The sequence below is a fragment of the Sodalis-like endosymbiont of Proechinophthirus fluctus genome (genome assembly GCF_001602625.1).
In the GTDB taxonomy this organism is placed as follows: domain Bacteria; phylum Pseudomonadota; class Gammaproteobacteria; order Enterobacterales; family Enterobacteriaceae.
Window position 1 is genome coordinate 92,453 of the sequence record NZ_LECR01000003.1, and the last position, 12,037, is coordinate 104,489.

A 12,037-nucleotide genomic window follows, 5' to 3' on the forward strand; every position below is an offset into this window, starting at 1 on the left:
GCGACGAGGGGATGTTCAGCCAGCATTATAAGCAACCGTTGCCCAACCCAGCCCGCTGCGTAGGGGTGATTACATCCGCAAGCGGCGCGGCACTGCATGATATTTTGCAAGTATTGAAACGCCGCGATCCGTCACTGCCGGTGGTGGTTTACCCCACTGCAGTACATGGGCAGGAAGCGCCGGCGCAGATCGTCCGCGCCATCGAAGCCGCGAATCGGCGATCAGAGTGCGATGTGCTGATCGTGAGTCGTGGAGGAGGTTCACTGGAGGATCTAGCCAGCTTCAACGACGAGCGGGCAGCACGGGCAATTTTCGCCAGTCGCTTGCCGGTGGTTAGTGCGATCGGCCATGAGACCGATGTTACCATCGCCGATTTTGTCGCCGATTTGCGCGCGCCAACGCCGTCGGTGGCCGCCGAGCTTGTAAGCCAGAACCAGGTAGAACTCTTGCGTCAACTGCAGTCTCAACAGCAGCGGCTGGAAATAGCGATGGATTATTTCCTCGCGCAATGCCAACAGCACTACGGCCGGCTTCAGCACCGCCTGCACCAGCAGCATCCTCAATTGCGTCTCGCCCGCCAGCAAACTGCGCTGATGGCTCTGCGCCGACGCCTGGACGGCAGTCTACAGGGACAACTACGCCAAGCGCTGCGCCGTCACGAATATCTGCGGCAACGTCTGCAGCAGCAGGCGCCCACGGCGCGCATCAATCATGCGCAGCAGCAATTACAGGCACTGTGTTACCAACTTAGCCAGAGCATAAGCCGCCCGCGTAAGCCGGCAAGATAATGCTTTTGTAGCACTCTACTCCCGACTGGAAGGCGTGAGTCTGATGAAAACCCTGGTGCGGGGGTTCAGCGTCACTACCGATAGCCATATTGTTATGGTGAAACAAGCCAGTCAGCTAGGCATCGGCGATCGTCTGACGACCCGATTGAGCGATGGCTGGGTGGAGAGCCAGGTTACCCATATCACCCGGCAGCCGGCGAAACGCCAGCGACGATCAAAGGACTGATTCAACGGCTCGCCTTGGCGCGTGCCCGCACCTGCCACGGTATTGCTGCAAAGCACATGACCATAGGATCCAACGCAACACCGCACGGTCGACACACAAAGTCTAAGCCGCGGTATGCTTCCCATAAGCATACCTTCCCGCACGCGGGCGTGTGCCTCCTTCGTACCATGACAAATTTTTCAATATCGTCCCGCCCATCAAGGGTGACCCCCTTGAGCATTCCCCGACTGAACAGGCGGTAGTGTTTCGGCACAACTGGTTAAAACCTGCGCCGACGGCCAGCAGAAGGCAGGTACCGAGGAAGACTAGACGCATGCCCAAATGTCCGCCAACCACCTCACCCAATAGCGGCCAGATTACCTGGCCGATGTACTGGGCAGAGGTCGACCAGCCCAGTACATCGCCGACCTTCGCTGCCGGTAACTTATGGCGAATGACGCTGGCTGTTATACAGGGTAGCAGCAGCTTCTAATCCAGCCCCATGTAAAAGCGCAGCACAACCAGTTGCCATACGCTTTGCGCTATGTCGAGTAGCGTCATCACCGCCGCCATACAGAGGCTGGCCCGGATCAGTATCATCTTATGGCCATAGCGATCCCCCAATCTCTCCCCAGAGCGGCACGGGCAGCGCATTAGTGAAAAAGGTCGCGCCATAGGACACTCCAGACCACTCGTTGATAGCCGCATGGCCGTTGACACCGAGTTGCTCGACGTAAATAGGAAGAAATGGTAATAGCAACGTCATCGCGACGATAGTGGTTAAAGGACCCAACACAAACGAAGACGACTAAATTGCGCCGCCAATGATCATTATTATCTGGCGCTATACTACCGTTTTTTATCGGGCCAATCCTTAATCAAGAGTAAGACAGGGAAATATCTCTGTGCTCGGCGCCGTAATGTGAGCAAAGCCGAGTGCGTGTGCCGGGCGCTATTACAGTGATAGTGATAAATGGAAAAAGAGGGAGTTGATCGCCATCAAAGGAAATGCGGCGGACAGGTCATATGCGATGCGTGTAGGCATGGGCACGCGCATCGCTGGCTTGGTTGCCGCCGGTATTTTTCAGACCTGCTGTTCCCACCACTTTCCCTGGTAGCAGGCCACTCAAAACCCGCCGTCGCAGGATTGGTAAAAACCCTGGGTGTTCTGCAGATCGGGGGTTAGTCGGCGGCATTGATAACAATGCCTAATTCTTGTTACTGGATTGGCAGAATGATGGCCGTCATGGCCTGCTTGCCCCGCTCGCGATATGATCTGATTTCAATTACCTGTCATCCCCTGGCATCCTTAGGCCCATCAATCAACGTTGCCCGCTCCCTATCGGCAGCAGTTCCACAGGGCGAAAACGCGGCGAGGAAACCTGAGTACCCATGAATAAAAATTATATCAGCGGCCGGGTAATGAAAATAACTTTATCGCGGGCGGTTCACCCAGAAATATCATTCTTATATATATAAATAATTTATTAAATATAATAAATTATTTAAAATCGTTATTTTATTTTTATGCGGTGGGTAACACTTAAAATCTTTGTTATAGCTTTAAAATAAAATGATATATTTTAGTTAAAATAATATTATTNATATTATTAATTTATAATTAGTTACTATTGGTATCAGTTTCAATAATTTTGTAGTTTACTTAACCAGTAGTGACTAATAGAATTGAAGAGTATTAGCAGACTCCCCTTTTCCCCCTTGGGTGCTAACCCGAACGAAAATAGCCCGGGCGTCTGCTTCATTTTTTTAAAAGAGATACTGCGCATGAAAGAGCATTTTATTTCAACCCTAGGTATGACTCTCTCTGCATCAGCCAAACAACATCACATTGCGTATAAAACCCCAGTGGACATCGTACTGATTGGCGGCGGAGTCATGAGCGCCACGCTGGGAACTTATCTGAAAGCGCTTGAGCCAGGCTGGACGATTCATATGTATGAACGCCTGGAAAAAACAGCGGAGGAAAGCTCCAACGGTTGGAATAATGCCGGCACTGGCCATGCCGCTTTTTGCGAGCTCAACTACACCACCCTCACCCAAACGGGAACGGTGGATATCGCTAGAGCGGTCGCAGTAAACGAATCCTTTGAAATCTCGCGCCAGTTCTGGTCCTATCTGGTCAAACAACGGATCCTCACTAATCCGCAGACCTTTATCAACGATGTGCCACACATGAGCTTCGTCTGGGGTGAGGACAATATTCGCTTTTTACGCCAGCGCTTCGATGCGCTGCAAAACAGTACGCTGTTTCGCGGCATGGCTTACTCCGAAGATCCCCAGCAAATCCGCGAATGGGCGCCGTTGGTCATGGACGGTCGCGACACCTTCCAAAAAGTGGCCGCTACCCGCATGAACATGGGCACCGACGTGAACTTCGGTGAAATGACTAAGCAATTGCTCGTGGCGCTACAGCTTCATCCCCAGTTCCATTTGTATTTGCAGCATGACGTGGTGGATATCAAGCGCAACGCCGATTATACCTGGAACGTGCGCGTCGCCGACGGCGGCAACGGCGGTCAGCAGTCCACGGTGCACGCGCGCCATGTTTTTATCGGTGGCGGCGGCGCATCGTTGACACTGTTGCAAAAATCTGGCATTCCTGAGGTGAACGGCTATGCCGGCTTCCCAGTGGGCGGGCAATTTTTGGTGGCGACCAACTCCGTAGTGGTCGGCAACCATTACGCCAAAGTGTATGGTAAAGCATCTGTCGGCGCGCCGCCGATGTCGGTACCGCATATCGATACCCGTATTCTAGACGGCAAGCAAGCACTGCTGTTCGGCCCCTTTGCCACTTTTAGTAGCAAATTCCTCAAGCAGGGCTCCTGGCTGGATCTGTTTCATTCACTTACACGACAAAATCTGTTGCCCATGCTTCACGTCGGGCTGGATAATTTTGCGCTGATGAGATATCTCATCAGCCAGGTGTTGATGTCAGATAACGATCGCCTAAACTCCTTGCGCGAATATTATCCGCAGGCCAATATGGCGGATTGGTCGCTGATTGAGGCAGGCCAGCGGGTGCAGGTCATTAAAAAAGACGCCAGCAAAGGCGGTATTTTGCAGTTCGGCACCGAAGTAGTCAGCTCGGCCGACGGCTCGCTGGCAGCATTACTTGGCGCCTCACCCGGTGCTTCCACCGCTGCGCCTATCATGCTGGAGCTACTAGCGTCCATGTTCAAAGAACAGGTAGCCAGCGACGCCTGGCAGCGTAAACTCAAAGAGATGGTGCCCTCCTACGGCCAGACAATCAATGGCAACCTCGCTCTAACCAACGAGATCCGCCGCTACACCTCTGAGGTATTAGGATTGACCTTTATTGAAGCCAAACCGCTGCCCGGCGAGCCGGCGGACAGTAAATGGAAAGGATTGCAGAAAGCGATTTAAGCCGATGAATCGTGTGGTGGTATTGGTATCGCCGCTTATGATTGCTACGCCCATCAATGCCTCTGATGTGATCCCCATTATCGTCGCCTATGCGCAACGTGTCCAGGCACCGCGGGTCTCGGGCTATAAGGGACTCGGCCAGGTGGTCGCTACATCAAACACCTTACCCTTTCGCCTTCGCCAACGAGTACAGCCGCTACGAGGTGACGGCAACCTGACAACAGCGACTGAACTGCAGCAGACAATAGTTGGTGCCAGTGCCGGCGGATATCGCCGAAAACATCTTGCTGCGTGGCTATATCAATCCGCTGGCAGCGCAGCTGATGCTGCAGCGCTGGCAGGTATAGGATCGGACTGTGCCACGTCTACTGGAGCAATGCCCTGGCGGGAGGGCGCAGCGGGTCATAGGCATATACCGCGCGCAGAACACACGCTACTTCTGCGCCAGTTCTGCACACAGCCGCTGAAGATAGACTGCTAGGACGAGATCCTCTGTCTGGCGGTGCAAAACAGCCTGGTTTTCATCGCCATAGGGGACGGTTGGGCGGCACATTGCTAGCGGGTCATCCCTATGCCGAGACATTGGTATACTACGGTCTGCTCTCAGGGCAATCTGTCTCCGTAACACCCGGCGGGGGTGGATGCTGTGCCGCAACGGTTTTATGATGTCCGTCACCGATTAGCAAAATACCTTCACGGCGCTTTGGCCCTTACTGCGTCGCGCGTCATTATCTCCCTCTAGCGCCCTTTCCGCTTAGCCGCTGGCGCGAGGGGCTGTCGCTGTTCTACCGGTCCGGCCGCGCCGTCAAGCCCCCCTACCGTGTCTGGCATAATTTCAGCATAGCCTATCACCGAGACTTGTTCCGGCACCGCCAGCTATTGCTGTTACAGCGTGCTAACCGCACCGATGGCTATCTGATCTTTGACGACCAGTACAGAGTTAAATGTCACCTGTGCCCGGCGCATCGCCGCCATACAACAGTAGCCACTCGCGTCACTCCAGTCTCCCAGTGACGTGTAACTGCCGCGATGTCATAGATTGCAGTCATTGTCTGTCCTTAACCTGGACCGATTTTCCGGCGTACGCCGCCCTGTGGCGGTTTTGGCGAGTACTGTCTCCGCTCAAATGCCTTGTATCTCGCCTCTCAGTCTGCGCTTGACACATTACTCTGCCCTTCCCCAGAGATCTGCCTGGCGCTGATACGCCAGGAGATAAACCTGATGGCAATACCCCATAAGGGCTTGATAGCTCCTCAGTCCACCATTGACAGGGTAAAGGTTTTGCCGATAACTTCATGGCTTACGCTTTATCTTCTGGAGGCTTCTATAATGGATAACCGCACTGTTACCCTCCGTACCCTCATCCCTGGCGATAAGGATGATTGGAAACTCCTGTAGCGTCGCTATCTGAGTTTTTATTCGACTATTCGCAATGATGCACTGTACGAACAAACTTTCGCGCGTTTGGCGGGATAGCGCTTACCCTGTCATGTACGGTTTCGTCGCCGAGCGCAAAGGCCGTTTGGTGGGGATCGCCAACTGTATTTTGCATGATCACGGCTGGTATCAGCAGCCAATGCTCCTACTTGCAGGATTTATACGTGGACGATCTTGTCCGTGGACAAGGCATCGGCCGACTCCTGATTGAACAGGTTTACCACTATACCGATCAGGAAACGCTGGCTGGCGTATACTGGATGACTCAGAGCGATAATCATCTGGCGATTAAGCTATACGATAAGATTGCGCGCAAAACCGATTTCATAAAGTATCAGTATTAAAGGAGTGAGGCCGATGTGGTGCTGACTATTTATGCTGCCGGACGGCGGCCCGATGACGTGTACTTTACTGTTGGGTTATGAAAGCGCACGGTAGCCATGAAACCGCATGCTGTCCTTGCCCAAACCCTAGGCATTGAGGCCACGAAGGAGCTCATCGTGGTGGTCAAACAGGCGAGCTGCGATTGTCAGGCGGAGAACTTATGCAACCTGCTGGGTTTACAACGTATCAACGAGATCTGGCAGCAGGTGGTAGACGCCAACCATGAAGAAAGAGATATTTCGGTATCTATCGCTATTTGGTACCTTATTCTTGCGTGAGAAGGCGCAAAAACTAGCTACTAGCCGGTTTTTTATCTAAACTGTATACGCCGCGGCGTGTACGACCCCGCATTTGAATGATCACTACGGCGGTTTTTCCCAGCATGGGTAAACATCACAGGCGTTGCGCAGTGACGCGTCTCCCTTCGCCAGCGTTGCCCTCTTCGCTGAGTGGGTGTCAGGCGCCCGCATTAACCGTCGCCCACAACGGGTTTAAGCTCTTTCTCCCCTCATACAGCGCGCGCCACGGTGTAGGGGTTGTAGCCTTCAGCCGCCGCAAAGCGCACGCTGCTGATGCAATGGCCTCAATCCAATTCTTAATATTAATTATACTATTTCCTGATGAGCTTCATGAAATGGTTGCAGGATCCATTTTCTAGACTAAGGAAGTTTCCTATGCTGAACATCCATATCCCGCGTTTTTCCAGTATTATCCCTTTACCTTTTGAAATGCATCATGAAAAAAGGTAGTGAGCTGAGCATCAACGCCTATTCGCGCACCATACTCTGGCCCAAGTGCATAACCTGATAATAGGTCGTAATCCGTCAGTTATTCATCACTCAAACGCTCAACTTCTGGGTATTAAAGTGTGGCAGGAAAGGGCAGCTGCCAGGAAAAGATGTAGCGGCCAATTGAATCCTATGATTATCTAGGTATCACTTACGATTTTTATTGGCATGTCTTTCAACGTAACTCGCTGAATGAGCGCGGATCATTGCTCGTCGGCACCGTCCATTGCAGTAGTACTTATGAAAACGCCTTCTAGGATGAGAAACAGACGGTGTTCAGGGATGACGATAGTGAGATCTTCAACCGTTTCACGATTGCACTTGATGTGGTGGCGCATGAGTTGACCCAAGGCGTAACGGAATATGAAGCCAACCTGATAGCAGGCGAGCTCGCTTAATGAATCCTTATCCAATGTATTTAGTTCGCTCGTGAAGCAACACCATCTGCAGCAAACCGCGCACCAGGCGGACTGGCTTATTGGCGCGCGCGGGCTGCTGGCAGAGGGGAGCCATGGCGACGGGCTGCGCTCGATGTCGGTTCCCGGCACCGCCTATAACAACCCTATGCTGGGCAAGGATCCACAGCCGGCGAACATATCGGGCTTTGTCCACACGCAGGAAGATAATGACGGCGTCCATCTCAATTCCGGTATCCACAATCGCGCATTTTATCTGGTATCTATCACCTTGAGTGGCATGGCAATGCCTGGGAAAAAGCGCGCGCCATTTGGTATGCTTACGCTGACGGATAAACAGCTGCTGCAAAACTCCAGTTTCGCTGATTTTTCTAAACTAACTCTGAGCAGAGTAGTTCAACGCAGAGACCAGAAATGCGGTGGAAGAACGGTCTAGCGACAGGTGGGTGTCTTATCCTAATGGGGCTAGTCCCTGCGGAAGATGCCGCAAGGACTAGCCCCCAGGGAGAACAACATGGGCAGCTTATTGCTTTGGATGACTATAACATGATTGTAGTAGTGTCGCGTGAAGGCGACTTTGCCCACATTCCGGCGCTGGCGAGTCCGAATCGCTTCGTGCTGGCGGATAATGCCGCCGCCCGAGCGTGAACGATTATGTGCCCTCATCATCGCGCCGCACGAACTGCAGGTGCTATGGCGCCAGCGATGGCGCCAGCGACGGAGACGGGCCACCGACAGCACAATAAAACTTATCAACGGGGGATAAATAATAGCGCCACCAGCTTTGAAGACCGTCGCCATGAGGGCGGAAACAGCCTACTGCGCCGCAGGCTTTGCGTATCTCCAGCGGCTGCTCGCAATCAGGGCACTGCGCCTGCTCACGGTAATCTTGCCTGCAGGCGGGACAGTGCAGCGCATCGCTCTGTGCCACCAGCTTTTGCCAGCTGACCTCACAATGCGCCATGCTTCCTCCGCTCATTTTTTTTCTTGAGATGGCTCATTAGCCATTTACGTTTACGCAGTTGCGTTGGCGTCAGGATATTACGCCGGCTGGCAAAGGGGTTAGTGGCCTCATTGAACTGAATACGAATTGGAGTACCCATAATCTCCAATGAGCGGCGAAAATAGTTCATCAGATAACGTTTATAGCTATCCGGCAGATCTTTAACCTGCGTGCCGTGAATTACAACGATCGGCGGATTGTAACCGCCGGCATGGGCATACTTGGGTTTTATGCGCCGTCCGCGCACCAGTCTTGGTTGATGTTCATCAACCGCCATGTGCATGATGCGCGTCAGTAATGCCGTGCTCACCCGCTTGGTGGCACACTGATACGCTTCATTCACCGATTCAAATAGATTGTCGATGCCACTGCCGTGCAGGGCCGAAATGAAATGCACGCGGGCAAAATCGATAAAACCCAGACAGTGATCCAGATCTTGTTTGACGTCATCGCGCGTTTCTCTAGATAGGCCATCCCATTTATTGACCGCGATCACCAGCGAACGCCCGCTATTGAGAATAAAGCCCAGTAGCGACAAATCCTGATCGGAAATACCTTCGTAGGCGTCAACTACCAGCAACACCACATTGGCATCTTCGATAACCTGCAGAGTCTTGATGACGGAAAATTTCTCCACTGTTTCCGTGATCTTACCGCGCTTGCGCACGCCGGCGGTGTCGATCAAGACATATTCTCGCTCGTCACGCACCATAGGAATATAAATGCTGTCGCGGGTGGTGCCTGGCATATCATACACCACCACGCGCTCTTCGCCGAGAATGCGGTTGATCAGCGTGGATTTACCGACGTTGGGACGGCCGACAATCGCCAGCTTTATCGGCAGCGATTGCGGGTCAAAGGACTCTTCCTTATGTGCCAGCGACTCGGTTTCATCGTCCGTCCAAGGTTCAAATTCGTTCTCACTTCCCGCGTCGTCCATCGACAGGCCATCGCTCACCAGCGGCAGCAGGACATGCTCCAGCAGGCTATTGATACCGTGCCCGTGCGAGGCGGCGATAGGCACGACGTCGCCCATGGCCAAGGCATAAAAATCGCCCACGGCGCTATCGGCATTGATCCCGTCGGTTTTATTGGCGACGATGACCGTTGTTTTCTTGCGGCTACATAGATGCCTAGCGATGCCTTGGTCGGCCGCCATCAACCCGGCACGCCCGTCCACCATAAACAACACAATATCAGCCTCTTCAATCGCCACCAGCGATTGCCCGGCCACATGGATCTCAACCCCTTCTTCCGTGCCATCAATACCGCCGGTGTCGATAACGATAAATTCATAGCCTTCCCATTTGGCACGACCATACTTTCGATCGCGCGTCAATCCCGGAAAATCCGCCACCAGCGCATCACGGGTGCGCGTCAGTCGATTGAATAGAGTGGATTTTCCTACATTCTGGCGCCCGACCAGTGCGACGACAGGTATCATTTTTACAACCTCATCAGGTAAAAACGGGTAATACACCAGCAATAATAGGACTGATTATATCAGAAAAAACAGCTTCTAAATATGTCAGGAGCTGTTGCGGGAAGCGTCAATCTTGCTACCTGCGCCGGATGGCCAGCACACCTCAACGAGTAATAGCGTAAACCTCGCCATTTTTCGCCTGCACGACAAGTTTATCGCCGGCGACGATGGGGATTGCAAGAAGACCGGCGCTATCCACTTTTTGCTGAGCGACAAACCGGCCATCATCGGTGTTAATCCAATGTAGATAGCCTTCCGAGTCGCCGGTAACAATATAGCCATTATACAGCACCGGAGAGGTCAAATTGCGGTGCTGCAGATCGCTCTGGCACCATAGGGTCACACCGCCCTGGGTATCCACAGCAATTACCCGATCGTTCTGGTCCACCAGGTAGATTCGCCCGCCGTCCACCAGCAGATTAGTGACGGAACCGATTTCCCGTGACCATATTACCTGGCCGGAGCGCAGATCCAGCGCCACAAGGTTGCCGTTATAGGCCAGGGCATAAACGACGCCATTGACTACAACCGGCGTCGTTTGCACATCTTTGATACGGGCGATTTCAGTCGCGCCGATGTGCTGCGGGATACGCTGCTGCCAAATTAGCTGGCCCTGATTGATCATGATCACGTTTACGTGGCCGTTATCGCTGCCCACGATAGCAGCGCCAAACGCCGTTGTAGGAGAGGATGCGCCGCGCAGAGTTAGCGGTGGCACATCGAAGGTAACGGTCCATTTCACTGCGCCATCGGTTTCATTAAGCGCCTGCAGCATGCCATTGCTGGTATGTACCAGTACCACGCCGTCACTCACCACCGGTGTGGACAGGGCTTCGCCGGCAACCGTCGTCTCCCAAGCAAGGCTGCCATCCTGTGCGTCGAGGGAGTAGACTTTAGCCAGCTCGCTGCCCACNTAAACCCTATCCCCAGCCACCGTTACTCCGCCGGAGAGCTGCGCCGGGCGGTTGCGCGAAAATAAGCCGGTGTGGATGGAAAGATTTGTTAACCAGATTTCTTTACCACTATCCGCGTCCAACGCCTTCACCACGCCATGACGGTCGGCTGCGAACACGCGGGCATCCTTCCATGCAGGGTGCAAATTGGAATAGAAATCGCCGGAGCCGCTGCCGACCGATCGGCTCCATACCGTCATAGGCTGAAACTGATTGTCCACTTTGGGCAGTGGCGACACGGTCACCACATCCTCTTCTCCGCTGAACCATACGCACCCGCCAAGCAGGATGACCGACAACAGTCCCACAAACATCGTATTACGCAATTGCATGTGTTCCCTCTCAGCTGGACAGATTATTCATTTTCAAGCGTACCAAAGCCTGCGGCCCCCTGGATTGCAGTGCTTTTTCGTAGGAGGAGCGCGCGGCCTGATGATCTCCTTTGATCACCTGCGCATCGCCGTGGGTATCATCCACCAGCGCAGTCCATCACTGCCCTTTCACGCCGTCGAGAGTTTTTAATGCGCCATCCACATTTTTCTGCTGCAGTTGCACGCGCGCCAAACGTAGATTAATGATCGATTGCAGATTGGCTTCGCGGGTTTGGCCAAGCGCCTTTTGCAGGTGCGTTTGGGTAGTGGCGAAATTGCCCCGCTCCGCGTATTGCCGCGCCAGTCCCAGAGAGGTCAGTGCGCCATAATTATTGTTGTTGGCGTCGACAAAATGCTGGGCAGCGTCCAGCTGCGTCTGACTAACCTGAGCGGCAAGACTGGTATTTACCGGCTGCCAGGCGCTTGATGCCACCGTCATGACATCGTTGTGATGATTATGCTAACGCCAGCCTACCATGGTGCCAACGCCTAACACGACGCCTATCGCCAGCGCCTTACCGTTATCGACAAAGAAACGACGTAGCGCTTCGCGCTGTTCATTATCAGTGCTGTATACTTTCCACAGTGCCCTTCTCCTTAACCTAAAATCGATGCCAGCCACGCGGCGACACCGCTCTGCGCCAGCGTTTCCTGGTTACCCTTGGTCAAATCCTTCACCACTACCTGCTGCGCCGCTACCTCGCTTTCTCCCAGCACTAGCGCGACGCGGGCACCGTGCTTATCGGCACGACTAAGCTGCTTTTTAAAGCTGCCGCCACCGTAATTGATCATTAGCCGCAAGGA

Annotated in this window: 15 protein-coding genes and 3 pseudogenes; 10 read left to right on the plus strand and 8 right to left on the minus strand. The window is 53.4% G+C overall.

Annotated elements, in window-relative coordinates; genetic code table 11:
• The first annotated feature begins 11 nt into the window (after positions 1-11).
• The 3 genes from xseA to BG74_RS15470 all read left to right on the plus strand — a co-directional run bounded on the left by xseA (position 12) and on the right by BG74_RS15470 (position 1,486).
• Positions 12-788, plus strand: a complete 777-nt coding sequence (gene xseA, locus BG74_RS15460) for an exodeoxyribonuclease VII large subunit (protein ID WP_244267069.1) — start codon at positions 12-14, stop codon at positions 786-788.
• A 34-nt stretch (positions 789-822) separates the two neighbouring features.
• The gene (locus BG74_RS15465) at positions 823-1,014 is read left to right on the plus strand and encodes a hypothetical protein (RefSeq protein ID WP_244267071.1); all 192 of its coding nucleotides are present in this window, start codon (positions 823-825) and stop codon (positions 1,012-1,014) included.
• 313 nt (positions 1,015-1,327) lie between these two features.
• Complete coding sequence (locus BG74_RS15470; protein WP_244267072.1) at positions 1,328-1,486, plus strand: hypothetical protein; 159 nt, start codon at positions 1,328-1,330, stop codon at positions 1,484-1,486.
• Positions 1,487-1,594: 108 nt separating this feature from the next.
• Here the strand turns inward: BG74_RS15470 and BG74_RS15475 are convergent, their stop codons facing one another.
• A complete protein-coding gene (locus tag BG74_RS15475; RefSeq protein ID WP_244267073.1) occupies positions 1,595-1,786 on the minus strand; it encodes a hypothetical protein in 192 nt (63 codons plus the stop codon).
• A 992-nt stretch (positions 1,787-2,778) separates the two neighbouring features.
• On the opposite strand from BG74_RS15475, the gene mqo reads away from it, so the two are divergent.
• The gene (gene mqo, locus BG74_RS00680) at positions 2,779-4,398 is read left to right on the plus strand and encodes a malate dehydrogenase (quinone) (protein ID WP_066595824.1); all 1,620 of its coding nucleotides are present in this window, start codon (positions 2,779-2,781) and stop codon (positions 4,396-4,398) included.
• A gap of 738 nt (positions 4,399-5,136) precedes the next feature.
• Here mqo and BG74_RS18650 read toward each other — a convergent pair.
• On the minus strand, positions 5,137-5,268 hold the full coding sequence (locus BG74_RS18650; protein WP_256364171.1) for a hypothetical protein: 132 nt from the start codon (positions 5,266-5,268) through the stop codon (positions 5,137-5,139).
• A gap of 261 nt (positions 5,269-5,529) precedes the next feature.
• Here BG74_RS18650 and BG74_RS15480 point away from each other — a divergent pair, with 261 nt between their 5' ends.
• From BG74_RS15480 to BG74_RS00705, 6 genes and pseudogenes are all read left to right on the plus strand, one after another.
• On the plus strand, positions 5,530-5,796 hold the full coding sequence (locus tag BG74_RS15480) for a hypothetical protein (RefSeq protein ID WP_244267075.1): 267 nt from the start codon (positions 5,530-5,532) through the stop codon (positions 5,794-5,796).
• A 203-nt stretch (positions 5,797-5,999) separates the two neighbouring features.
• On the plus strand, positions 6,000-6,179 hold the full coding sequence (locus tag BG74_RS15485; protein ID WP_244267076.1) for a GNAT family N-acetyltransferase: 180 nt from the start codon (positions 6,000-6,002) through the stop codon (positions 6,177-6,179).
• Between the two features lie 96 nt (positions 6,180-6,275).
• On the plus strand, positions 6,276-6,497 hold the full coding sequence (locus BG74_RS00690; RefSeq protein ID WP_066595795.1) for a hypothetical protein: 222 nt from the start codon (positions 6,276-6,278) through the stop codon (positions 6,495-6,497).
• 698 nt (positions 6,498-7,195) lie between these two features.
• A pseudogene (locus BG74_RS20100) lies at positions 7,196-7,405 on the plus strand (hypothetical protein).
• A 31-nt stretch (positions 7,406-7,436) separates the two neighbouring features.
• Positions 7,437-7,859 carry a M4 family metallopeptidase gene (locus BG74_RS20105; RefSeq protein ID WP_066595805.1) on the plus strand — a complete coding sequence of 141 codons (423 nt, stop codon included), beginning with the start codon at positions 7,437-7,439 and terminating at the stop codon, positions 7,857-7,859.
• Between the two features lie 23 nt (positions 7,860-7,882).
• Positions 7,883-8,071: a hypothetical protein gene (locus BG74_RS00705; protein WP_066595810.1), complete on the plus strand. Its 189-nt coding sequence runs from the start codon at positions 7,883-7,885 to the stop codon at positions 8,069-8,071.
• 43 nt (positions 8,072-8,114) lie between these two features.
• Here BG74_RS00705 and BG74_RS00710 read toward each other — a convergent pair whose 3' ends face one another.
• From BG74_RS00710 to BG74_RS00730, 6 genes and pseudogenes are all read right to left on the minus strand, one after another.
• Positions 8,115-8,387, minus strand: a complete 273-nt coding sequence (locus BG74_RS00710) for a YfgJ family double zinc ribbon protein (protein ID WP_073961010.1) — start codon at positions 8,385-8,387, stop codon at positions 8,115-8,117.
• On the minus strand, positions 8,374-9,870 hold the full coding sequence (gene der / locus BG74_RS00715; RefSeq protein ID WP_066595814.1) for a ribosome biogenesis GTPase Der: 1,497 nt from the start codon (positions 9,868-9,870) through the stop codon (positions 8,374-8,376). The genes BG74_RS00710 and der overlap by 14 nt, the downstream gene beginning before the upstream one ends.
• Before the next feature lie 142 nt (positions 9,871-10,012).
• Positions 10,013-10,822 (minus strand): outer membrane protein assembly factor BamB (gene bamB, locus BG74_RS00720; RefSeq protein WP_244267077.1); only part of this gene is annotated, 810 nt, incomplete at its 5' end.
• A 1-nt stretch (position 10,823) separates the two neighbouring features.
• Positions 10,824-11,194: pseudogene (locus BG74_RS15490) on the minus strand (outer membrane protein assembly factor BamB); the annotation flags it as partial.
• A 10-nt stretch (positions 11,195-11,204) separates the two neighbouring features.
• Positions 11,205-11,819, minus strand: a pseudogene (locus tag BG74_RS00725) (YfgM family protein).
• An 11-nt stretch (positions 11,820-11,830) separates the two neighbouring features.
• Positions 11,831-12,037, minus strand: a 207-nt coding sequence (locus BG74_RS00730; protein WP_244267078.1) for a His/Gly/Thr/Pro-type tRNA ligase C-terminal domain-containing protein, incomplete at its 5' end; no start/stop codon positions are given.

Bases quoted from the DNA above. Each gene is read 5' to 3' on its own strand.
- BG74_RS15470 (WP_244267072.1), top strand. From the start codon at position 1,328: ATGCCCAAATGTCCGCCAACCACCTCACCCAATAGCGGCCAGATTACC.
- xseA (WP_244267069.1), top strand. From the start codon at position 12: ATGTTCAGCCAGCATTATAAGCAACCGTTGCCCAACCCAGCCCGCTGC.
- mqo (WP_066595824.1), top strand. From the start codon at position 2,779: ATGAAAGAGCATTTTATTTCAACCCTAGGTATGACTCTCTCTGCATCA.
- BG74_RS00690 (WP_066595795.1), top strand. From the start codon at position 6,276: ATGAAACCGCATGCTGTCCTTGCCCAAACCCTAGGCATTGAGGCCACG.
- BG74_RS00710 (WP_073961010.1), bottom strand. From the start codon at position 8,387: ATGGCGCATTGTGAGGTCAGCTGGCAAAAGCTGGTGGCACAGAGCGAT.
- BG74_RS00705 (WP_066595810.1), top strand. From the start codon at position 7,883: ATGGGGCTAGTCCCTGCGGAAGATGCCGCAAGGACTAGCCCCCAGGGA.
- der (WP_066595814.1), bottom strand. From the start codon at position 9,870: ATGATACCTGTCGTCGCACTGGTCGGGCGCCAGAATGTAGGAAAATCC.